This window comes from Shewanella morhuae, from assembly GCF_900156405.1.
GTDB lineage: Bacteria > Pseudomonadota > Gammaproteobacteria > Enterobacterales > Shewanellaceae > Shewanella > Shewanella morhuae.
The window spans coordinates 1-23,150 of the sequence record NZ_FTNN01000019.1; the positions used below are offsets into that span (position 1 = coordinate 1).

Annotated in this window: 20 protein-coding genes and 5 tRNA genes; 21 read left to right on the top strand and 4 right to left on the bottom strand. The window is 42.3% G+C overall.

Features of this window, described 5'->3' with window-relative positions; translation table 11 throughout:
- The first annotated feature begins 269 nt into the window (after positions 1–269).
- The 4 genes from BW947_RS18750 to BW947_RS16935 all read left to right on the top strand — a co-directional run bounded on the left by BW947_RS18750 (position 270) and on the right by BW947_RS16935 (position 2,585).
- A complete protein-coding gene (locus BW947_RS18750; RefSeq protein ID WP_159436992.1) occupies positions 270–416 on the top strand; it encodes a hypothetical protein in 147 nt (48 codons plus the stop codon).
- Between the two features lie 883 nt (positions 417–1,299).
- Entirely contained in the window at positions 1,300–2,046 is a 747-nt protein-coding gene (locus BW947_RS16925; RefSeq protein WP_076501768.1) for a hypothetical protein, read from the top strand.
- Between the two features lie 20 nt (positions 2,047–2,066).
- The gene (locus tag BW947_RS16930) at positions 2,067–2,312 is read left to right on the top strand and encodes a site-specific integrase (protein WP_425272285.1); all 246 of its coding nucleotides are present in this window, start codon (positions 2,067–2,069) and stop codon (positions 2,310–2,312) included.
- A 69-nt stretch (positions 2,313–2,381) separates the two neighbouring features.
- The gene (locus tag BW947_RS16935; RefSeq protein ID WP_076501774.1) at positions 2,382–2,585 is read left to right on the top strand and encodes a site-specific integrase; all 204 of its coding nucleotides are present in this window, start codon (positions 2,382–2,384) and stop codon (positions 2,583–2,585) included.
- On the opposite strand, the gene BW947_RS16940 is transcribed toward BW947_RS16935, so the two are convergent.
- The gene (locus BW947_RS16940) at positions 2,555–2,944 is read right to left on the bottom strand and encodes a MerR family transcriptional regulator (RefSeq protein WP_076501777.1); all 390 of its coding nucleotides are present in this window, start codon (positions 2,942–2,944) and stop codon (positions 2,555–2,557) included. The genes BW947_RS16935 and BW947_RS16940 overlap by 31 nt on opposite strands.
- Positions 2,945–3,209: 265 nt before the next feature.
- On the opposite strand from BW947_RS16940, the gene BW947_RS16945 reads away from it, so the two are divergent.
- From BW947_RS16945 to BW947_RS16985, 9 genes are all read left to right on the top strand, one after another.
- Entirely contained in the window at positions 3,210–4,490 is a 1,281-nt protein-coding gene (locus BW947_RS16945; RefSeq protein ID WP_076501780.1) for a TolC family protein, read from the top strand.
- Positions 4,491–4,536: 46 nt separating this feature from the next.
- Positions 4,537–5,550, top strand: a complete 1,014-nt coding sequence (locus tag BW947_RS16950) for an efflux RND transporter periplasmic adaptor subunit (RefSeq protein WP_076501783.1) — start codon at positions 4,537–4,539, stop codon at positions 5,548–5,550.
- An 11-nt stretch (positions 5,551–5,561) separates the two neighbouring features.
- A complete protein-coding gene (locus BW947_RS16955; RefSeq protein ID WP_076501786.1) occupies positions 5,562–8,696 on the top strand; it encodes an efflux RND transporter permease subunit in 3,135 nt (1,044 codons plus the stop codon).
- Between the two features lie 819 nt (positions 8,697–9,515).
- Positions 9,516–9,962 carry a c-type cytochrome gene (locus BW947_RS16960; RefSeq protein ID WP_076501789.1) on the top strand — a complete coding sequence of 149 codons (447 nt, stop codon included), beginning with the start codon at positions 9,516–9,518 and terminating at the stop codon, positions 9,960–9,962.
- Positions 9,963–9,977: 15 nt separating this feature from the next.
- Entirely contained in the window at positions 9,978–11,390 is a 1,413-nt protein-coding gene (locus BW947_RS16965) for a cbb3-type cytochrome c oxidase subunit I (protein ID WP_076501792.1), read from the top strand.
- 259 nt (positions 11,391–11,649) lie between these two features.
- Positions 11,650–13,584 (top strand): nitric oxide reductase activation protein NorD, encoded by a 1,935-nt coding sequence (locus tag BW947_RS16970; protein WP_076501794.1) that lies wholly within the window; start codon positions 11,650–11,652, stop codon positions 13,582–13,584.
- Between the two features lie 47 nt (positions 13,585–13,631).
- Complete coding sequence (locus BW947_RS16975) at positions 13,632–14,417, top strand: CbbQ/NirQ/NorQ/GpvN family protein (RefSeq protein WP_076501796.1); 786 nt, start codon at positions 13,632–13,634, stop codon at positions 14,415–14,417.
- A 9-nt stretch (positions 14,418–14,426) separates the two neighbouring features.
- The gene (locus BW947_RS16980; RefSeq protein WP_083948240.1) at positions 14,427–15,086 is read left to right on the top strand and encodes a cytochrome c oxidase subunit 3 family protein; all 660 of its coding nucleotides are present in this window, start codon (positions 14,427–14,429) and stop codon (positions 15,084–15,086) included.
- 114 nt (positions 15,087–15,200) lie between these two features.
- Positions 15,201–15,536 carry a cytochrome C oxidase subunit IV family protein gene (locus tag BW947_RS16985; RefSeq protein ID WP_159436993.1) on the top strand — a complete coding sequence of 112 codons (336 nt, stop codon included), beginning with the start codon at positions 15,201–15,203 and terminating at the stop codon, positions 15,534–15,536.
- 149 nt (positions 15,537–15,685) lie between these two features.
- On the opposite strand, the gene norR is transcribed toward BW947_RS16985, so the two are convergent.
- From norR to BW947_RS17000, 3 genes are all read right to left on the bottom strand, one after another.
- A complete protein-coding gene (gene norR / locus BW947_RS16990; protein WP_076501801.1) occupies positions 15,686–17,371 on the bottom strand; it encodes a nitric oxide reductase transcriptional regulator NorR in 1,686 nt (561 codons plus the stop codon).
- A 194-nt stretch (positions 17,372–17,565) separates the two neighbouring features.
- Positions 17,566–17,880, bottom strand: a complete 315-nt coding sequence (locus BW947_RS16995; protein WP_076501804.1) for a cytochrome C oxidase subunit IV family protein — start codon at positions 17,878–17,880, stop codon at positions 17,566–17,568.
- 43 nt (positions 17,881–17,923) lie between these two features.
- The gene (locus BW947_RS17000) at positions 17,924–18,532 is read right to left on the bottom strand and encodes a cytochrome c oxidase subunit 3 family protein (protein ID WP_076501807.1); all 609 of its coding nucleotides are present in this window, start codon (positions 18,530–18,532) and stop codon (positions 17,924–17,926) included.
- A 329-nt stretch (positions 18,533–18,861) separates the two neighbouring features.
- On the opposite strand from BW947_RS17000, the gene BW947_RS17005 reads away from it, so the two are divergent.
- The 8 genes from BW947_RS17005 (at position 18,862) to BW947_RS17040 (ending at position 23,150) form a co-directional block, all read left to right on the top strand.
- Positions 18,862–18,952 (top strand) — tRNA-Ser (locus BW947_RS17005).
- A 394-nt stretch (positions 18,953–19,346) separates the two neighbouring features.
- Complete coding sequence (uvrY, locus tag BW947_RS17010) at positions 19,347–19,991, top strand: UvrY/SirA/GacA family response regulator transcription factor (RefSeq protein WP_076501810.1); 645 nt, start codon at positions 19,347–19,349, stop codon at positions 19,989–19,991.
- 77 nt (positions 19,992–20,068) lie between these two features.
- A complete protein-coding gene (uvrC, locus tag BW947_RS17015; RefSeq protein WP_076501813.1) occupies positions 20,069–21,898 on the top strand; it encodes an excinuclease ABC subunit UvrC in 1,830 nt (609 codons plus the stop codon).
- A gap of 47 nt (positions 21,899–21,945) precedes the next feature.
- Complete coding sequence (gene pgsA, locus BW947_RS17020) at positions 21,946–22,494, top strand: CDP-diacylglycerol--glycerol-3-phosphate 3-phosphatidyltransferase (RefSeq protein ID WP_076501816.1); 549 nt, start codon at positions 21,946–21,948, stop codon at positions 22,492–22,494.
- Between the two features lie 212 nt (positions 22,495–22,706).
- Positions 22,707–22,782, top strand: a tRNA-Gly gene (locus BW947_RS17025).
- A gap of 42 nt (positions 22,783–22,824) precedes the next feature.
- Positions 22,825–22,900 (top strand) — tRNA-Gly (locus BW947_RS17030).
- 41 nt (positions 22,901–22,941) lie between these two features.
- A tRNA-Cys gene (locus tag BW947_RS17035) sits at positions 22,942–23,015 on the top strand.
- A gap of 49 nt (positions 23,016–23,064) precedes the next feature.
- Positions 23,065–23,150, top strand: a tRNA-Leu gene (locus BW947_RS17040).

Here is a 23,150-nt window from a genome sequence, read left to right on the forward strand (position 1 = left end):
GACAGTGACTTTCGATTTTCTAATCATAATAAATACCTTTAAGATTTGGCTTATTTTAAGCTATAAATCTCTACAGTTTCATTAGACCATTACAGAGCAGGATTAACTATCGCCCCAAGAAATGTTTGAAGTTTAAGCAGCCAGCGGTGGTTTTTCACCAATTAGTTGCTTAATTGCCGAGTGTCGCACTTCGGAGTTGAATTCGGGATCAAACTAGGTAATTAAACAAAGCAACTCAGGAGATCAACTCTCCTGAGTATTGAGGAATTATGATAACAGAAAAAAAACAGAATGGTTGGAATTCTAATAATAGTAAAAATAATTGGAATTCTAAAATAAAAGATAAAAGAGCATTTTTTTCAGGTATGGTTATAGGTTTTGGCATTGGCATAATTATTGGTTCTATGTTGTTGTAAGAGTCTAGTGAAAACGATAGTTTAATTTGGTTATTCTAAGACAAACTATCGCTTGCTTATAAAGTAGAATTTACTATTACTGATGTTCGAGTTTGATTTTTAAAGACTTATTGACCTAGTCAAATGATATTAATGTATAACTTGAAACGCTGGCTTTATTTGGCGAGTAGTTAAATAAGCGTCAATGGAAGCGCTACACTCGATATTTCAAGATATCTTAAATGCGTTTGAATGGAATGGGTCAAAATGCCATCTGCCGAGTAATTAATTCATAATCGGGTAGCCAGAGGTATCTAGCCTCCAGCCCCCACACCACCCTGCATGTGACTCCGCACTGGGCGGTTCATTTAGAACACCTAACCTAAACGTTCTGGTTAGGATAATGAACTGCGATCCATCTCTTAGTGAATATAATCCTGCTTTCTTCAGATACTCATTACTCAGCGCTTGCTGTATTCCTGGTGTAGTCGTTAACGTTCAATAACAATATGTTATTTAAACGCTGACCTTCCTGCAGAGGGGCTTTCACCTCATTCGTTCACTCCCATGCTGGGCGTGCACAAACAAAGTCAGCATAGCTACAGCCCATGCAAAGTAACGTATGGGCTGGACTCACTCCGCTCGCCGCTTTGGGCGTTAATCATTGACAATCTAACCAATAAATATTTAAATGTCATATATCGACTACGAATGTTCACTATCTGAGATGTGATTTTTCGATTAGTTGTTGATTATAATGAATTTTAGTTTTATTTTGTGGCTGATTTCTTGGGTTCAAATCCCTACTCCTCCGCCATATTAAATACGAAAGAAGCCGTTGATTATCAACGGCTTTTTTTGTTTGTGGCGTTTGAGAGACTCTCCATGAGGATTGACTCAGACAATGTATCTTTATCGCGCCCCCAACAACGTGTACTTCACTCGTATCTGTTTAGCCAAATCCTTACGCGATATCGGCTATCCTTTCGATGTTAAAGTCTCATTATTAACTCGTGACCGCTCTGAAGCGGTTATTCGTAACATTGATGTCGCTGGAACCCTCAAAAAACTGATTAAATCGATTGATGAGCACACTCGCATTAATGATTTTATTCGTTACGTTGATGAGGTGATTAATCAGCTGCGCACGCAATTTGTGCAAATAGACCGTCTTAGCTCGTTAATTCCTCAACGGCAGAGCAAATTAACGCCTGCGCGTGAGGTGGAGTTGATTCCGCCCAAACCTCAAATCTGCTTCAACGAGGCTCTCACGCAGTTTGTCGCGTCAAAACATAAGGCGGGTATTCGTTTATTGTCGGTAAAGCAACTAACCCAACGCATTGAACACTTCATCACATTTACTTCCGCTACTCAGGTCACCCACATCACCAGTGCCGATGCGATGCAGTATCGGGATACGTTATTAACGCAAGGTCGCAGCTATAAAAGTAATAAAGAGTACTTAGCCGCCACATTTCAATTCTTTAAGTGGTGCAAATTAATGAACTATTGCACTCAAAACCCATTTGAAAGCGTGACGATAGGGCAAAAGCCAAAAGCCAAAAGCCGAAAGCAAAGGCGAGCGATGCAAGGGACAGATGGTCAACGCTGGAGCTTAAGCGCTTATTTGATAGTGCAGAGTGCCGCGTAAGTGACGACGACTTTAAGTGGGTGACGCTACTGATGCTCCATAGTGGCTTAAGGCCGTCAGAAACGTGCCAGTTGCGTATTAGCGACATTAAATCGGTAAATGACTCAACGTATATTGCAATCAGTGAAGGGGGTCAAGGTCAGCGCCTTAAAAACATCAATGCGGTGAGGGAAGTGCCGATACACGCCAATTTATTGAAACGCGGCTTTATGGCCTTTGTTGCTAGCAGAGCACACCAAAATGGTCAGCTGTTTGGTTATAAGTAAGTCGGGCAGACGGAAGACTGGTCATATCAATACTGCAAACAGCTTTCAACGTTACAAACAAAGATAGGCATGAAACCTAATGCACGCCCTACAGCCTACTCATCCAGGCACACCTTTATCGACAGCATGAAGCAATTAGATATTAGCGAGCATATCGTGGCGCAGCTTGTTGGCCACGCGAATCCAAACATCACCTACAGCCGCTATGGTAAAGACATTAATGTGTGTTCTGGGCTAATTATTTATTTTTCACTTAGTTTCTGTAAAATCTGACATTGAGAAACGGTATCAAATTGGCAAGAATGAGCCAGTTTGTTGAGCGTTTTTTCTAGTTGCTGCAGTTCTTTAATTCTATCGCGTACTTTTTCAAGTTGCTTGAGGATAATGTCATCCACTTCTAGGCAGGATGATTGCTGATCTATTTGCACATCGACGAGGATCATCAGTTCTTTTATTGGAATTTGTAATTCACGACAACGCCGAATAAAAATCAATCTTTCAATATCTACCTCACTGTATTCTCGGTAGCCATTGGCATTGCGGCTCGTTGGTGGTAATAATCCCACTTCTTCATAGTAGCGAATGGTTTTGCTATTAATGCTCGATCGTTTAGCTGCATCATTGATCTTCATTTCAGATTGACCTTCTTGTTACTGGAAGGATTAAACTAGCACAAATAACATAAAATGGCTCGCACATCTGTATTTTTTAGCTATTAATCATGGTGTTAATGATTATAATTGTTACCACTCTGGCTATTAATCTATACAGAATGTGATGGTTATTCTGCCCATAGCGATTGATATTGCTATTAGGCGATAAGTTTATGAGGTCAATCCGCGTTGAATAAGCCTGCAGCGGCAGGTTAAGCGGGTATCAACTTAAGGTTATAAATACATGCTAAACAGTCATCATCCATCGCAGCGGCATAGACGCTATTTGTATAACGTATTATTTATGCTGACGTTTTCCACAATTGGTGACGTTTATGCCAAAGCACCTGAAAACCTCACGTTAGAAAGTGCTGCACAGCTAACATTAAGTCGTCATCCACAATTACAAGTGTTCCAATGGCGCAGCCAAGCATTAGCGGGGCAACGCATAAGTGCCGACCAATCTGCTTCGTATGAGGTGGGTTTAGAAGCGGAAAACGTATTAGGAACTGGTGAATATTCAGGTATTGATGCCGTGGAGCTCACATTAGCCTTGTCGTCATTTATTGAACTGGGCGATAAGCGATTAGCGCGCACCACAGTGGTTGATACTAGCTTTGCCTATGTTGAAGCGCAGAAAAAAGCGGCTGCATTAGATTTATTAGGTGAAGTGACGCAAACGTTTATCACGACCCTTTCTTTACAAGAAAAACAAAAACTTGCTGAAAATGCCATTACGTTAGCACAGGCCACATATCAGCAGGTTAATCAGCGGGTCCGCCAAGGTGCAGCGTCTCAAGCGGATGCACTGCGGGCAAAAGCGGCACTGGCTAATGCACGTTTAAATGCAGCGGAATTAGCATCGAACTACAATAGCAGCAAAGTGATTTTAGCGAGTTATTGGGGCGTAAATCAGCCAACCTTCAATTCATTAAGTGGCGATCTATTTGCCTTTAACGCGGTTGAGCCCTTTGACACACTGTATCAACGCATTGAAACAACCCCAGCCATTGAAGTGTATGCAAATGAGCAGCGTGTTCGTGAAGCACAGTGGCAGCTGGCTCGTAGCCAGTCCAGCAGTGATATTCGTTGGCAGATAGGCGTTAAACGCTTTGAAGTTTCTGGCGATAACGCACTAACATTAGGCTTTTCGATGCCGTTGTTTGCTGAGCAACGTAATAGTGGCAATGTACAAGCTGCAAATGCGGCCATTAATCAGGCTGGCGCGCAAAAAGATGCAGCCTTATTGGCTTTACGAGTACGGTTGTTTAAAGCCTATTCAACGCGGCAGCAGCAATTTGAGGCGGTAGCACATCTACGGGAAGAGATAATCCCCATTTTGTCTGAATCGCTTATCCACACGCAAAAAGCCTATGAAAAAGGCGCATATCGTTATGCCGATTGGGTCTCGGCTCAGCAAGAGCTCCTCGATGCCCGTTTAGCGTTAATTGAAGCCGCAACGTCCGTGTTATTAAACCAAGCCTTGATTGAACAACTTACTGCGCAAGCATTACAGCAGCGTTAATCCAATGCTTTGCCATTAATGGAATAAAAATGGAAATCTCATCAATATGAAACAGTTACTTTTTCCTCTATGCCTTTTCTTTGCCTTTTCGAATCAAGCATGGTCATCGGACGATCACGGTCATGAGCCATCCCCAAAACATACTGAGCACAATGAGCAAGCTACCCATGTTGAACATGATAAGCATGACGAACATGAAAAACACGATGCGCACGGCGATGATGACAAACATGCTGAACACGATGAGCATGAAACTAATCATGTGACTATTGCGGCAGAAATAGCCCAAAAAGTCGGTATTAAAACTACGCAAGCGGTAGCAGGCACCATAGCCAAAACTGTTAGCGCCTATGGAAGATTGACACTGGCAGCAGATAATATCGCCAATATTACTGCGCGTTTTCCTGGCGTGGTGACCAACCTTTACGTCAATATTGGCGATAAAGTTGAAAAGGGCCAGCGCTTAGCGCAGGTCGAGTCCAATGACAGCCTACAAACTTACACCCTATCAGCGCCCATTAGCGGTGTGGTACAAGGTCGATATGTAAATGTGGGTGAAACCACTCGTAATGGTCCTTTATTGCTGATCACCAATACCACTATGCTTTGGGCTGAAGTCCAGATATTCCCCTCTGCTCGCGCCCAAGTAAAGGTGGGACAAGCGGTTACATTGAAAGCCAACGACATCTTATATCAAGGCACAATTGCACATTTACTCCCCGCTGCTAATGGTGAAGCGGTGGTGGTGGCTCGGGTGCGAGTTGATAATGTGACAGATAAGTTTGCCCCTAACGACATGCTGGCAGCCCATATTGAAATTGCCCATCTTGATGTGCCTTTAGTTGTAGCAAATAAAGCGCTACACAGTATGCGTAATCAAGACGTTGTTTTTGTAAAAGAAAGCGATCGTTACGAGCTAAGACCCGTTACCTTAGGTTATCGCGATGATAGCCATACTCAAGTACTGTCAGGTCTTGAAGTGGGTGAACAATATGTGGTCGAAAACAGCTATTTGATTAAAGCCGATATTGAAAAATCTGGCGCAGCGCACGAGCACTAAGGAGAAGCAATATGTTTGAACAAATTGTACGTTTCTCTATTGAGCGACGCTTTTTGATGATGAGTCTCGTCTTGCTGCTAGTTGCGGCCGGGTTATGGAGTTACCAGCGTTTACCCATAGATGCTGTACCTGATATTACCAATGTACAGGTGCAAATTAACACTGAGGCTGCGGGGTTCTCGCCGTTAGAAACCGAGCAAAGAATCACTTTTCCGGTCGAGTCTGCGCTATATGGCTTGCCACATCTTAGCTATACACGCTCTATTTCCCGCTATGGCTTATCGCAAGTCACGGTTGTCTTTGAAGATGGCACCGATATTTATTTTGCTCGTAATCTGATTAATGAGCGCCTTGGGACAATTAAAGCCCAACTACCTCAAGGGCTTGAACCGATAATGGGGCCGATTGCAACAGGCCTCAGTGAAATTTTCATGTACACATTGGAAGCCCTTCCGGGCGCTACGCAGGCTGATGGCTCACCGATGGACGCTATCGCCTTACGTGAAATCCAAGAGTGGATCATTAAGCCGCAGCTTGCGCAGGTTTCTGGCATTGTTGAGGTGAATACCTTTGGCGGCTTTAACAAACAATACCATGTATTACCTGACCCCAGATTGTTGCTGCAATATGGTATTTCAATGGAGCAAGTGGCTGATGCCCTGCGAACCAACAACAGCAACCGCGGCGCAGGTTATATTGAAAAAAATGGCCAACAGCTTTTAGTTCGTTCACCAGGGCAATTGGCAACGATTACAGATATCGAACAGATTGTTGTCGGGCGTAATGGTTCCGAGCCTATTTTAATCCGCGATGTAGCTGAAGTGGCAATCGGCAAAGAGCTACGCACCGGCGCTGCGACCCGTGACGGTAAAGAAAGCGTGCTTGGCATGGCGATGATGCTGATGGGGGAAAACTCCCGCACTGTTTCGCAGGCTGCTGCCGCTAAACTTGCAGCCATTAAGCCGTCACTGCCCGATGGTGTAACCGTTGATGTGGTTTATAACCGCACCACCTTAGTCGATAAAACCATTGATACCGTTAAAACCAACCTGTTAGAAGGCGCTTTACTGGTGGTCGTGGTGTTGTTTTTACTGCTGGGGAATTTTCGCGCCGCCTTGATTACCGCCGCAGTGATCCCTTTGTCTATGCTAGTGACGATTACGGGCATGGTGCAAACTGGTGTTTCAGCTAACTTGATGAGTTTAGGCGCGTTAGATTTTGGTTTAATCGTCGATGGTGCTGTGATCATCGTCGATAACTGTGTGCGGCGTTTATCCTTCGCGCAGCAGCATGGCGGTGGATTATTAGATTTACGCCAACGCTTACAATTAGTGTATGAGGCAACCACGGAAGTGATCCGCCCCAGTTTATTTGGCGTGGCTATTATCACTGTGGTGTACATCCCGATTTTTAGTTTGTCGGGTGTTGAGGGCAAAATGTTTCACCCTATGGCGATTACCGTCATCATGGCATTATTGGCGGCGATGGTACTTTCGATCACTTTAGTGCCCGCTGCCGTAGCGATTTTTTTGCGCGGTAAAATTAGTGAAAAAGAAAGTATCGTGATTAAAGGCGCTAAGTCTTTGTATCGCCCGTTATTAGAATGGGTGCTTGAGTGGCGATGGATTGTGGTTTCTTTTACCGCGGTGCTAGTGGGCGTATCTATTTGGTTATTGACTCAAATGGGCTCAGAGTTTGTCCCCGAACTTGATGAGGGCGATATCACTTTACATGCTATGCGTATTCCAGGAACGGGTATAGATCAAGCCATTGAGATGCAATCACAGGTTGAGCTGCGTTTATTACAATTTCCTGAAGTGGCAAAAACCTTCGCTAAAATTGGCACACCCGATGTAGCAACAGATCCTATGCCACCCAATATTGCCGATAGTTTTGTGATTTTAAAGCCTCGTGATCAATGGCCTAACCCCAATAAACCTAAAAACGTGTTAGTTGAAGAACTCGAGGCCGCATTATTTGAATTGCCAGGTAATAACTACGAGTTTGCCCAGCCGATTCAAATGCGTTTTAACGAGTTAATTTCAGGTGTGCGCGCCGATTTAGGGATCAAAATATTTGGCGACTCGCTTGAGCAATTAGTCACTACCGCAAATGCCATCAGCGGAGTGATCAATAGCATTGATGGCGCTGCTGATACCAGTGTTGAGCAAGTGACGGGTCTGCCGATGTTATCGATCATTCCTAAACGCATGGCACTCTCGCGTTATGGGTTAAATGTACAAATGCTACAGGATTTAGTCGCCACCAGTATTGGCGGTGAGACCGTAGGGCAAGTGTATCAAGGCGATCGTCGTTTTGAGTTAGTGGTTCGTTTACCAGAAGCACTGCGTCTTGATATTGAAAACCTACAATATTTACCTGTGCCGCTGCCAAATGGCGGTTATGTGCCCTTAAATGAAGTCGCCACGTTAGAAAATAAACCCGCCCCAGCACAAATCAGCCGTGAAAACGGTAAACGTAGCATAGTCGTCACTGCCAACGTGCGAGACCGCGATCTCGGCAGCTTTGTTGCGGAGGTCAAGCAGCGTATTGCCACCGACGTCAAAGTGCCAAGTGGCTATTGGTTAGATTACGGTGGCACCTTTGAGCAACTAGAATCGGCCAGTAATCGGCTCTCTATTGTTGTGCCAGTAACCTTAGCCATTATTTTTGGCTTATTAATGATGGCGTTTTCATCTTTTAAAGATTCGCTGGTCATTTTCACCGGTATTCCTTTAGCGTTAACCGGCGGCGTATTGTCGTTATGGCTACGTGACATGCCGTTGTCATTATCGGCGGGTATCGGCTTTATCGCGTTGTCTGGTGTTGCTGTGCTTAACGGTTTGGTGATGGTGGAGTTTATTCGCCAGCGATGGTCTGAAACCGGTGATTTACGTAATGCGATTATTGATGGTGCGCTGCTACGCTTAAGGCCGGTATTAATGGCGGCATTAGTCGCCAGCCTTGGGTTTATCCCAATGGCGCTCAATATCGGCACGGGAGCAGAAGTGCAGCGACCTTTAGCAACAGTGGTGATTGGCGGCATTATGTCGTCGACCTTACTGACATTACTGGTGTTGCCAGTGTTGTACCTTTGGATACATAGACGCGACGTTTCACCTCAGCAGCGAGAGCCAAGAACTTAATTATTGATATTTAGCTTCTGAATCATAAAGATAGCAATTATGCGCTGTATATGATCTTATCCAGTATTGGAGGAGATCATATATAGCGCTTACTCGCCTAAATCTACACGATTGAGGCATATTCCGTAGTCATACTATTAACCTATATCAGTAATCAGTAATCAGTAATCAGTAATCAGTAATCAGTATATTTGTTAAAAATTGTCAGTTAAAACTCAATCTATAAAAAATTGGTCTATGAAATCGCTGTATTATCAAATGCATTCCAATACCGCTCGACTTAGCTATTTTTTGTATTGCTTCAACCCAAAAAAAACAACTACCTCTTAGTGATGACATATTACGTCTCCCAAATGTGTCATGGATAATGAGTATGTTTCTGTGTCTTTTTATACTAAATATGTGGTTGTGTTCAGTTGAGTATTTGTTGCCATGCTTACCGAAAACTCATCACGCAATTTATGTTTTTCAGCATTGTTTGATAAGCTGCCACCCGCATCACTAACATCATTTAATTGTGCGCTTTTCACTTTAATCGGCGCCATTATGGTCAACGCTGTTAACTCTCAAAATTTTAACCGTTTTTTTATACACAGTTAAATCGCTTTTAATTTAACCGCTTGGCTATTAATTAGCCTTGTCTTATTAACACTAGATATTGATTAACGATGTTTAATTAACAACATCATCGCAGTCAATTTGACTGGCTGAAATTAATGTTTAATTAATTATCAGGATTAATCCTTGTAAATCATTATCTTAACTGTTGGCATGACTATTGCTTTTTAATAATGGAAATTAAAAATCAAGGAGTCGTTAATGGCTGAAAAATTTACAAAAAGTATGGCTCGTAATATTTATTACGGCGGCAGCTTTTTCTTTTTGTTATTGCTGTTGGGGTTGTCGGTAGATACTGTCCGTCAATTACCGAAGCGAGAGCATAGGGAAGCGCTGACAGAGCATGTCATTGCCGGTAAAGGTTTATGGGAAACCAACAACTGTATCGGATGCCACAGTTTGATGGGTGAGGGAGCTTATTATGCTCCAGAGCTTGCTAACGTGTTTGATCGCCGTGGTGCTGGTAACGAAGCTGCGTTTAAAAGTTACCTACGTGGATGGGTTAATGCTCAACCTCTCGCTATTCCTGAACGTCGTAAGATGCCGCAATTTAACTTAACCGATGCTGAAATCGATGACTTGGCAGATTTTTTAATCTGGACATCCAGGATCGACGATAACAATTGGCCACCGAATATCGAAGGTTAAGGAGAGGAGCGAATTATGAAGTATGAATCTCAACGAATTGCAAAACCGTATTTTGTTTTTGCAATGATATTATTTGCCGGCCAAATTTTGTTTGGTTTATTAATGGGGTTGCAGTACATCAATGGTGATGTCGGTTTTCCTTATATTCCTTTTAACGCTGCACGAATGGTACACACCAACCTTCTGATTGTTTGGATGTTATTTGGATTCATGGGAGCAAGTTATTTCTTAGTCCCTGAAGAAGCTGAAACGGAGCTATACAGTCCATTACTCGCTAAAATTACTTTTTGGGTTTTTGTGGTAGCGGGCGTAGCAACTATTTTAGGCTACTTACTCGTCCCTTACGCTGAACTGGCTCGGATTACTAAAAATGAACTCTTTCCGACAATGGGCCGTGAGTTTTTAGAACAACCCACCATTACCAAAGTTGGTATTGTATTAGTCTGTTTGTCCTTTGTATTTAATATTGGTATGACCATATTGAGAGGCCGGAAGACGGTTATTAATATGGTGTTGATTACGGGGCTTATTGGCTTAGCCGTTTTCTATTTATTCTCTTTCTATAATCCTGACAGCTTAACATTAGATAAATATTTCTGGTGGTTTGTGGTGCATTTATGGGTTGAAGGCGTATGGGAGCTTATTTTAGGTGCTCTATTAGCTTTCGTACTCATTAAAGTCACAGGTGTCGATCGCGAGCACATTGAAAAATGGCTTTATGTGATTATTGCGATGGCGCTGATCTCTGGGCTTATTGGTATGGGGCACCATTATTTTTGGGTTGGCCCACCTAAGTACTGGTTATGGATGGGATCTTTCTTCTCCGCATTAGAACCTGTGCCTTTCTTTATGATGGTGGTATTTGCCTTTAAAATGGTGAAAGAGCGCCGTAGAGAACACAATAATAAGATCGCCACCACATGGGCTAAAGGCACTGCGGTTATGGCTTTCTTAGGTGCGGGTGTATGGGGATTCTTGCATACGCTAGCTCCTGTTAACTACTACACACATGGCTCACAACTTACTGCTGCACACGGTCACTTAGCCTTCTTTGGCGCCTACGCGATGGTAGTTATGTGTATGATTTCATACTCTATGCCAGTAATGAACGGTCGCCCACAAGGCAACAGTGTGCAGGCACAAAAAGTCGAACGAATTGGTTTTTGGTTAATGTGTATCGGCATGCTAGGTATTACCTTTGCGTTAACCGCAGCGGGAATTTGGCAAGTTGCATTACAACGCATCCCAGAAGCCGGTAAAGCATTAAGCTTTATGGCAACACAAGAGGTGCTGAAGCCTTTCTATATTGTACGTCTTGGGTTTGGTTTACTCTTTACTGCGGGCGTTGCTGCTTATTTTGCAAGCTTTGTAGTTGCCAATAAAAATGGCAAACAATATCCTGATGCTAATGCGACGTTAGCTGAATAAAGGATTTGATAGTTAATGTGGCTGCGGCCTTTAGGTTACAGCCACATTTATCAATATTTAACGCTATTCATATCAATCAATATTGTTTATCAGACTCTTAATGTTGATTTATTAGGTTACATTTATATCAATTTTAATAGATGTTACTTAATAATAGAATAGTAAAAATACTATTAAATCTGAGTGTACATTTCCGTTATTTATCGATAACGAATTAATTAAAAATATCAGCATTCGTCATTATATTATTGAGGTAGCAATGGAAGAAGTCGTCGGTAAAATATGGGATAAATGGTTAACATCCCAAGTGACCACCGACCATGTCGCTGCTAAGGTCCATTTCAGTGAATTACAAACTCAACTATTAATTTATTACCGTGCTATGGGCGGTGATGGAGCTAAAAGCCTTGAGATAGCCGAAAAGCGTGATCTCAATATCCGTCGCAGTACGATGCAGAAAATTGCCGGCAGTCATAAACAGTTTTATTTAAGTTGGCAAGACGAACGCAGTGTAAGACTCCCGCCATTTATTGCGCTATTTGCTGAAAAAGATCTTAATCAATCATTATATTTTTGGCTAACTGCTTTAGCTGCCCAGTTAGATAAACAGAGCCGCTGTGGCCTGTCTTATAAAGACATGACCGATTGGTTTAATGACAATCAACAAGCCACTCGCCACTTAATTACTCAATACGCTGGACTGAGGCGTATATACAGTCAGTTAGCTCATGAAGTGTTAGGGCTACGAAACCTTGAGCTTGAAACTTTACTTGCTAAAGAGGCGACTAAAACAAAAGCGACTGAGTTTTTTAGCCGTGATTTTTTCAGTCAAAAGGATGGGTTAACGCTAGCAGAAAAAGCCATTGCAACAGTAATCAAAATCCCCGGAGCTATGGATAAATACCCCCATAGCCATAAAGATGTGTTGCCTGTGCCACTGTGGCTTTATCCACCGCTAATAACTCAAGGCGCAGGTGCGGATTTTAAGCCAGCGGATGAAAAAAATAAAACCCAACCCAAGCGTAACGCGGGTGAAGTGCAGGAAATTGATCAACGTAAAAAAGCACAATATGTTGATGATAATCGTAAAACCGATGGACTACTGATTTTTCAAGCTGAAGCTTTGATGACGTGGACTGAGCAAATCAATCTAGATCGTTGTCAAAGTGATGAGGATGACGATACCGATATTACCGAAATTGCAAAAGATCTCGATATTATTAGTTTATCGCGACACCGTAAGGCGAGTGCTGCCCGGATCCGTTTTGACTTAGATTTACCCGCAGCCGCCCAAGATGATTTGCGCTTAGGCGAAGGTATTTTATTACCTGAGTGGGACTATAAACAGCAACGCTTGGTTGATGACGCGTGCGTGCTGCAAACAATGATTAGTGATGAGGTTGAACCCATTGCGTTATCCAGCGAATATAAAAAGTTAAGCCAAGATATATTAGCGCTTTTTGCGCATTTAGGGTTAACGCCACACCGCAGAAAAGCTCAAAAAAGTGGTGATGAAATTGATCTCGATGCTTGGCTAGATGACTATGCTTTGCCTGTAAAAGATACCAGCAAACAAGCTTTTTATATTGATACCCAGCGACAGAATCGAGATGTCAATTGTTTGATTTTGGCTGATTTATCCCTATCAACAGAAGCCTATATTGATGATAAGCAACGGGTGATTGATGTTATCCGTGACAGCTTAATGGTTTTTAGCGAGGCGCTGACTCGCCTTGGTGATGAATTTGCATTATATGGTTTTTCATCAGTGCGTAGCCAACATGTGCGTTATCACATCCTTAAAAATTTCGATATGCCGCATAGTGATCATGTCCGAGGCCGTATTGCCCGTATCGAACCTGGCTACTACACCCGTATGGGCGCCGCGATTCGGCAATCTAGCCAATTACTAGCAGAACGAGGCGGAGCCAATAAAATATTGTTAATTATTACAGACGGTAAACCTAACGATTTAGACAAATACGAAGGTCGTTATGGTATTGAAGATACTCGCCAAGCCATTGTTGAAGCTAAACTTTTAGGCTTAGTGCCTTATTGCGTCACTATTGATAAAAAAGGCCATGACTATCTCCCATATCTTTTTGGGCATCATGGGTTTTCTATTGTGAGTAATGCCAGCGAGTTACCGCGAGTGCTACCTAAAATTTATCTACATCTTACTGCGATGCACTAATTCCTTTTGAGTTAATTTATCTATTTTGCGTGATAAGAGAGCCTGTTATGACCGAAGATACCAACAGTTGTTACTACCAAGTTCAAGATAACGAAGTCGAGATTTTTAATTTTGCCAAAGCACATAATTTACCGGTACTCATCAAGGGGCCTACCGGCTGCGGTAAAACCCGCTTTGTGGAATATATGGCACATAACCTCGGCCGTGAATTAGTGACCGTATCTTGCCATGATGATTTAACCGCAGCAGATTTACTTGGTCGTCATTTAGTCAGTTCTGATGGCACTTTTTGGCAAGATGGCCCGTTAACGCGGGCAGTACGCCACGGCGGAATTTGTTACTTAGACGAAATTATTGAAGCCCGCAAAGACACCACGGTAGTACTGCATTCGCTATCGGATCACCGCCGCGAGCTTCATCTTGAGCGCACTGGAGAAGTCATTAAAGCCCATAAAGATTTTATGTTAGTGGTGTCCTATAACCCAGGTTATCAAAATATGATGAAAGGGCTTAAACCCAGTACTCGTCAGCGTTTTGTTGCTATGTCTTTTGATTATCCAAGCCCAGAAAACGAAGCAAACATTCTGGTGCATGAAGCCGGAATTAAGCTTGAACTTGCGAACACTTTAGTCAAATTAGGCGCTGATATTCGTCGCTTAAGTGATATTGATTTAAAGGCAGCGGTATCCACACGGTTATTGATTTATGCCGCGAAAATGATGTCCAGTGGATGCCATGCACAAACAGCCTGTTTGCATTGTATTATCGAGCCACTAACTGATGAGCCTGAGACAATTAAGGCTTTATCAAAGCTTGTTAATGCACATTTTTAAGTCGATAGCATGACTGACACTATGGCTAAATTTGATTTAAGTGTTGAATCCGAGGGTTTGGTTAATCAACATGATGCTGAGGTTAGTCAAAACTCAATAGTGACGCACACAAGCCAACATAAGGCTCCTGGCTCGCTTGCGGTATGGGTATTTATTTACGCAGAGCTAACCGAGTTTGGCTTGTTTTTTGTGTTGTTTTTGGTTGCCAAAGCTTATTTTCCTGCGGATTTTAGCCAAGGGCCGCAAAAGCTCAGCACTCTTGCTGGCCTTAGTAATACCCTTATTTTACTCAGCAGTAGTTTATGTATTGTTAAAGCGATGGCGGCTATCAAAATAGGCAATATCAAGCGCACTATTCATTGGTTGCTTTTAACCATAGTCGCGGGTGGCTTGTATTGTGCGGTGAAATTTTGGGAGTATCACCGCAATGGCGCGCTCGGTATTAATCCAAGGGATGATTACTTTATTGCGGGTTACTATTACATTGGTTTCAATCATTTACTACATGTATTGATTGGTATGGCTACCATAAGTGTGGTGACGATATTTACCGCACTGGGTTTTTATGATGCAAATAATCACGAGGGGTTAGAAAGTGCGGCGACCTACTGGCATATGATTGATTTAGTTTGGATTGTCATCTTTCCGCTCTTATACGTTTTACATTGATAGCATAGTGATGATAGAAAAATGCCATGTAATCAACCTGCGTTTTGGATAAGCAGCGTAATTAACAGTATTCGTTCAACACTGATTATCTTGGGTTCATTTGAGGCTAATTGTATGGCAAACCGTTTTATTAAACGCATTAATCTCCGACTAGCCTCGGTTTTTAAGGGTAACCATTGGCCTGTAATGGTGTGGTTGACCTTGGTGGTATTAACGCTTTTTAGTACCCTTCTGGCAGAAGGGCCGCAGCAAAAGGTGGAGGGTGAACACTTAGCGCATATCAACCAACTCAGTGTATTGCTGGTGGCAGGGATAGTGCTTAGCAAGGGGACTTTAGTTATCGATTATTTCATGGGACTTAAGCACTCCCAAGGTTGGCCCGTGAGAATAATGAAAGGCTTTTTAGTGCTCATGCTTGGGCTGATTACACTGAGTTGTTTTTATTATTAACAAATAGATTGTTGATAGTTTAGTTATTGATAATATTTAGACCATTTAACCGTCTTTACTTATTTATATTTGAGTAAAGTAAAGACCATATGTAAATTGAGTTAGTGTGTATTTACGTTATCGCCATGCATTTATGTTACCGCCGTGCATTATACGATTAGCCCTAGACGTTTAGCTTGACGATGTAAGTTTCCCCTATCAAGTTGTAGTTGCCGCGCGGCTTTAGCCCAGACTTGATCATTATCCTCAAGACTTTGGCGTATGACTTGGCGTTGAAAATCGGCTACCAAATCATTAAAGGAATGCGATGTATCCACACGTGGTGAGGGTTGCGTCTCGTTAGTGAATGATGCCGTATCTAATATTGTACTTGCAGCAGTTGATGACTCTTCATCAGGTGAGCTTATTAAGGGTAACGATACATCGGTATTGGATGTTTTGGAGGATGGGCTGGATGTTACCATCGATGCCGCATTGAAAGTTGCTGTTGGGTTAAGTCGCTCCCTTGCAAAACTTAAATGATGACGTTGAACAATGATAACTCCTTTACTTTCAGCGCTGGCTTTAAGCGCTGCACGCATCAATACATGCTGTAGTTCCCTGACATTTCCTGGCCATGAATAGGCAAGTAAAGTTTGCATTGCTTCTGCACTAAGGCGAATGCTTTTGGCATTGCTTAAGCCAATTTTGTGTTTAAAGTGAGTTAAAATATTACCGCAAAGTAGCGGAATGTCATCTGGACGTTCGCGAAGTGGCGGTACATGGAGTGGATAAACACAAAGTCTATAATACAAGTCTTCACGAAAACGTCCTTCATCAACCGCATTCAGTAAATTACGATTACTGGCAGCAATAATGCGCACATCTACATGGATATTTCGATCTAGCCCTAAGCGTTGGATTTCGCCCTCTTGGATAAATCGTAATAATTTAGCTTGTAATCCGAGGGATAATTCCCCAACTTCATCTAAAAATAGTGTGCCCTGGTGGGCTAATTCAAACTTGCCCATTCTGTCTTTAGTGGCTCCGGTGAAGGCGCCTTTAATATGACCAAACAGCTCACTCTCTGCCAATGTTTCAGGCAATGCTGCACAGTTTAATTGTACAAAAATTTGCTGCTTACGTTTAGATTGCGCGTGCAGGCTGCGAGCGGCAACTTCTTTACCCACCCCCGTTTCACCACTGATTAGTACACATAGGTCTGAATTAGCGACAATTCGAATATCATCTTTAAGAGCCAGCATACAGGGCGTTTCACCAATAAAGTCTGACTTCTTTAATGGCTTTTGTTTAAAAGAGCTCTCTCTTTCATTAAGTCGATATTCTTCTTGGTGTGCTAGCTGGGTAAGTAAATTAACATTACGTATCGTGACAGCGGCAAGGGCGGCTAAGGTGGCAATACTAATATCACTAATGTTATCAAACGCGCCAACGTTGAGAGCATCTAAAGTGAGTACCCCAACTAGCGTGTCTTCTACATAAAGGCTGCAACCGATACATGCATGGACATCAAGCACTCTTTTGGGGTCAATCACTAAGAAACCATCATAGGGATCGGCAAGCTCTGAATCGGCATTAAAACGAATAGGGTGCCTTGAGCCCATAATAGTCTCAAGCCGGGGATGTTCATGGGGAGCAAAACCCATTCCGAGCACTTCTGGTAGTAACCCATCAACGGCGACAGGGACTAATTCATTACCTTGATATTCCAGTAGCGCTACAGCATCGCAGGGCATCACTTGATTGACAGCGGTCATAAAGCGTTGATAAAGAGCTTTTTTGGGTATGCTTTGGCTGAGATCTAAGGCGATATCCAGTAAAGTTTGCTCTAACATGACAGGCTCCAACGGGGAATATTGACAACAAATTAGGCAAAAGCCAAATTAACGTTGTCAATATATCAACATTGATGTTTTTGTCTTGTTAGTACCGAATAAACTGTGATGAGTTGCACAAATATATGTGTAGCGACTTAACGGCAAACTGAGTTTATCTTTCAAATGTCGAATATCAAACCTATGCTAGCCTTTTAAAGATAGAGGATTAAAGCAAGCACAAGCGGGATGATAATGGGATAACTTAAGGCGAATCGGCGCCATTGTTTCGGCGTATCTCGCATCTCCATAAACACATCAACAATCTTTATGCCCTTAATCATGGTCATTAAAACAATAATAATGATGCTGAACAATCGTACCGAAGGATTGATATCTGTTAATGAGAGTGGGCTGGCAAACTTAAAAATGACAGGGGAGTAACTGATTGCCGTCGTTAGGCAAGTTAATCCAATTAAGATAATGGCAGCTAAGTGTATCGACTTAATATTTTTGTGAAATAACGGCATAAGTTTCTGTCCTCTAATCATCATAAATGGATAACGATTACCCTTAGTGGGCAATGTAAATTAAGAAAAAAACTAAAATCCACACTAAATCCACCATATGCCAGTAAGCAGCAGCGGCTTCAAACCCTTGATGTTCATTCGGTCCATAAAATTGCTTGCGGCTTTGTTGATGTAAATAAAATAAAATGCCACAACCTAATATCACATGCATAAAGTGGAATGCAGTGATCAAGAAATACAAGGTAAAAAAGTCATTGGTAGATAGATCAAAACCAGCATTAATCAATAAGGTGTATTCATAACTTTTAGCGATAAGGTAAACAAAAGCCAAACATAAACTGCCACGGAGTAACTTGGCTACTTTAACGTTATTGCCTCGTTTTGCTTCATTAAGTGCCAAGGCCACTAAATAGCTACTGAGCAATAGGCTCAAGGTACAGCCTAGGCCGATGGTGATGTGGATTGTGTGTTGGCCTTGTAGAAACATATCTGGTTCTAAACGCTTCATTACTGCAAAGCCGATAAAAAATAATGCAAATACAGTCAGCTCCATCATGATCACTAGCCACATGGCTATGTCACCGGGTAATTTACTTTGTGAAAGTTCGGATGGTTGTTGGCTGGGTTCATCAATAAGGGCGAGTTGCTGCATATACCACCTTTAGGTCAACATAATCAGTTTGATAACTAAGCTATACAAAATATATGCCGATATAGAGCTTTTACTTTTATTTGTTTATATCATTGAAATATATGGCTAATATCTTATTTTCTGATTACGAGAGATTGATGGTTAACTATGAGTGTGTTAAATGGACACGTTTTTACCCATGAAGTCGATTTGAGCCGAACACTATCGCGATTGTTTTATGGAAATAATAGAAACATATACCGTAGTAGAGTACTAAATCACCACTTGAAAGATTATTCAAAAATTTAAGTTTACAGTGACAACAGAGATCGCTATTATCTCGCTCGTTCGGAGGGGTGGCAGAGTGGTTTAATGCACCGGTCTTGAAAACCGGCGTGGGTTTATAGCCCACCCAGGGTTCAAATCCCTGCTCCTCCGCCATATTTTACAGAAAAGGCTATCAGCAATGATGGCCTTTTTTGTTTGCGCGATTTGAACGTTACGTCTTAATTTAAGTTAAATGCTAGTGTGCTTATTTAATGATTTTAAGTTTAGTACCTTGTTATATTGAGTGAGCACATCATCAGTTAATCTATCCTCATGAGTTAATAATTTATATTCAGCTGAGTATGCATTTTTCTGCTGCAAAAATGCTCCCGATACGTTAATGCGGTCTAAAATCCTTCCTTTAAATATCATCTAGTTAACAATGTTCATTTTATGCTTTGCGAAATAGAGCGGTTGGGCTAAATTAGCCACATGAATTCAGTGGCCGTTTGCTGTATTTCGCTGTTTATGCACGGTGTGCTCTGTAAATTGTAGAGGTGGATGTAAAGTGATATCGATATATCTAGTTGATGATCATGAGCTTGTAAGAACTGGGATCCGCCGCATATTAGAAGATGAACGTGGGATCAAGGTTATTGGCGAGGCTCCAGATGGTGAAACTGCGGTGCAGTGGTCTCGTCAAAATGAAGCCGACGTGATCTTAATGGACATGAATATGCCGGGGATGGGTGGTTTAGAAGCAACGCGCAAAATTTTACGATATCAGCCACATGCAAAAATTATTGTCTTAACAGTACACACTGAAGATCCGTTTCCAAGCAAAGTGATGCAAGCGGGCGCTTCGGGCTACTTAACTAAAGGTGCGACGCCCCCTGAAGTTTTGCAGGCCATACGACAGGTTTCCCGTGGACAACGCTATTTATCGCCTGAGATTGCGCAACAAATGGCCCTGAGTCAGTTTAATCCCGCAGATGACAATCCATTTAAGACATTGTCTGAACGTGAATTGCAGATTATGTTGATGATCACTAATGGTGAGAAAGTGAGCGACATTTCTGAGCAGCTCAATTTAAGCCCTAAAACCGTTAACAGCTACCGTTACCGTTTATTTGCCAAATTGGGGATCAGTGGCGATGTGGAGCTCACGCGGTTAGCTATTCGTTATAAGATGTTGGATACGGGTCATTTTTAATTATCAGTCGGTTATAAGAGTAGGTCGTATTATTTTATGTGGTTGGTGTTAAGTCTGCAAAACCGTGGGTGTGAATAATGTCGAGTGATTTTAATGCCGCAAGTTTTTTACGAACGGTTTCATCCTCCGCTGGTGTTTATCGTATGTATGACGTCAAAAATGACGTCATTTATGTGGGTAAGGCCAAAGATCTTAAAAAACGTCTTTCATCCTATTTTCGTAAAAATTTAGATAATGTTAAAACCCAAGCTTTAGTCTCACATATCCATCATATTGATGTCACGTTAACCCACAGTGAAACCGATGCGTTGTTGCTTGAAAACGATTATATCAAGCAATATATGCCTAAATACAATGTGTTATTACGTGATGACAAATCTTATCCCTACATATTATTAAGTCAACATGAGCACCCAAGGCTTGCGTATCATCGCGGGCCTCAGCGAGAAAAAGGCCACTATTTTGGGCCTTATCCTAATGGTGGCGCGGTACGTGAAAGCCTGCATTTGATGCAGAAGCTATTTCCTATTCGCCAATGTGACGACCTTTACTACAAATCTCGCTCACGTCCTTGTTTACAATATCAACTCTCCCGTTGCAGCGCGCCCTGTGTGGGTAAAGTCAGCCATGCTGATTACGATGAACAAGTTAAATTAGCCAGTTTGTTTTTGAAAGGTAAAGATCAACAAGTGATCACAGCCCTAGTTGACAAAATGGAGCAGGCTGCCGAGAACCAAGCCTATGAGCATGCCGCTCGGTTTCGCGACCAAATTATGGCACTGCGTAAAGTGGCTGAGCAGCAAGAAGTGTCGAATAATAAAGGTGATATGGACGTGATTGGCGTGCATTATGCGTCAGGCATTGCCTGTTTCCATTTACTGTTTATTCGTGAGGGTAAAATTTTTGGCAGTCGCAGTTATTATCCCTCAGTACCCGCACAAACGGATATAAATGAAGTACTACGATCCTTTATTTTACAGTTTTATTTAAACGCCGATATCCAGCGCACTATCCCCAAGGAAGTGGTGATTAGCCATAATTTTGAAGAGTTACCCGAGCTCGAGGCGGCGGTATCTACGGCATTAGATAAAAAATTCTCAATTAAGACCAATGTGCGTGCCGATAGAGCAAGCTTTTTACGCTTGGCGGTCACCAATGCCACTAATGCTGTGATGACGCGTTTATCTCATAAAAATACTGTTGAGCAACGCTTTGTATTATTGGAAGAAATTTTAGAGTTAAGTACGCCTATTCAGCGAATGGAATGCTTCGATATTAGTCATACTATGGGTGAGAGTACGGTTGCCTCGTGTGTGGTGTTTAATCGCGAGGGGCCGCACAAAGCGGAGTATCGCCGTTATAACATCGATGGAATTACACCAGGCGATGATTATGCCGCAATGAAGCAAGCGGTAACTCGTCGTTTTGATAAAATTGAAGCGGGCGGTAAAATTCCCGACATTCTGTTTATTGATGGTGGACTCGGACAGTTGCGTATTGCGCAAAAAATTGTGGATCAAAAGTTTGTCCATTTAGATAAAGTGCCGCAATTGATTGGTGTGGCGAAAGGTGAGGGCCGTAAACCTGGGCTTGAAACGTTAATTTTTGGTGATACTGAAACCAGTTTTTCCCTCGAAGGTGATTCGCCAGCGCTACATCTTATTCAGCATATTCGTGATGAGTCCCATCGATTCGCTATTGCAGGACATCGTAATCGTCGCCAAAAGACCCGTAATACCTCAACGCTCGAATCTATTGCCGGTATTGGCCCTAAACGCCGTAAAGCGTTGTTGCAACATCTGGGTGGACTGCAGGAAGTGAAAGGGGCAAGTGTGGCAGAATTAGTCAAAGTACCGGGGATCAGCATAGAAATGGCACAAACCATTCATGATGCATTGCGAGGGTGATAAAATTAAGGCAAGATTGGCGCTGCTTTTGACTAACTGGTTTGATCATGCCGTTTAACGTACCTATAGCATTAACTCTTTTCAGGCTTTTTTTACTGCCCATTTTTGTGGTGCTGTTTTATTTACCCTATGACTGGACTCCTTTTGTTGCTGCGTTTACCTTTTGGCTCGCGGCGTTAACGGATGCATTAGATGGTTATGCTGCCCGTAAACTGAAGCAATTAACTCGTTTTGGTGCCTTCCTCGATCCAGTTGCGGATAAGTTGATGGTCATCACTGCGTTAGTCTTATTAGTTGACCAATACACCAATATTTGGCTGACGATGCCAGCACTGTTTATGATCGGCCGCGAAATTGTGATTTCAGCCCTGAGAGAATGGATGGCAGAAATCGGTAAACGTGGCACTGTAGCGGTTTCTTGGATTGGAAAATATAAGACTGCGGCGCAAATGGTGGCGATTATTGGCTTGATCTGGCAATACAATCCGTTAATGACAACTGCGGCATTTGTGCTGCTCTATATCGCTGCTGTATTAACTTTCTGGTCAATGATGAGTTACATTTTAGCAGCGTGGAAAGATCTCACCGCTGAATAGTGCAATAAAAAATCAAAGAGATTATTTAGTGTGCAAGCAGTGAGTTATCGTTAAAACAGCGGTTGACACAGGATGGTAAATCGGTAGAATGCCACCCCGTAGACCAGAGAATATGTGTAAACAATGTTTTAACTCTACAGAATATTGAAGCGTGACATCAACTCAGTTTATTAAGGTAAAATACCTTAATAAAGTTGAAGATAAAGCAAAATGCGACATTAGCTCAGTTGGTAGAGCGATACCTTGCCAAGGTATAGGTCATCGGTTCGAACCCGATATGTCGCTCCAAATTAAAACTTAGTGATTTACCAAATCATTAATACAGATTCTGCGACATTAGCTCAGTTGGTAGAGCGATACCTTGCCAAGGTATAGGTCATCGGTTCGAACCCGATATGTCGCTCCAATATTTAAAGACTCATAGTGTTTTAATGAGTTAGCAAGTATGGCGCGATGGCAGAATGGCTATGCTGCGGATTGCAAATCCGCCGATCTCGGTTCGACTCCGGGTCGCGCCTCCAAAATATAAAGTATTAATGACACGATTCCCGTTGTTAATATAAAGAGTTTGCCCGAGTGGTGGAATCGGTAGACACAAGGGATTTAAAATCCCTCGCTGAATAAGCGTGCCAGTTCAAGTCTGGCCTCGGGTACCA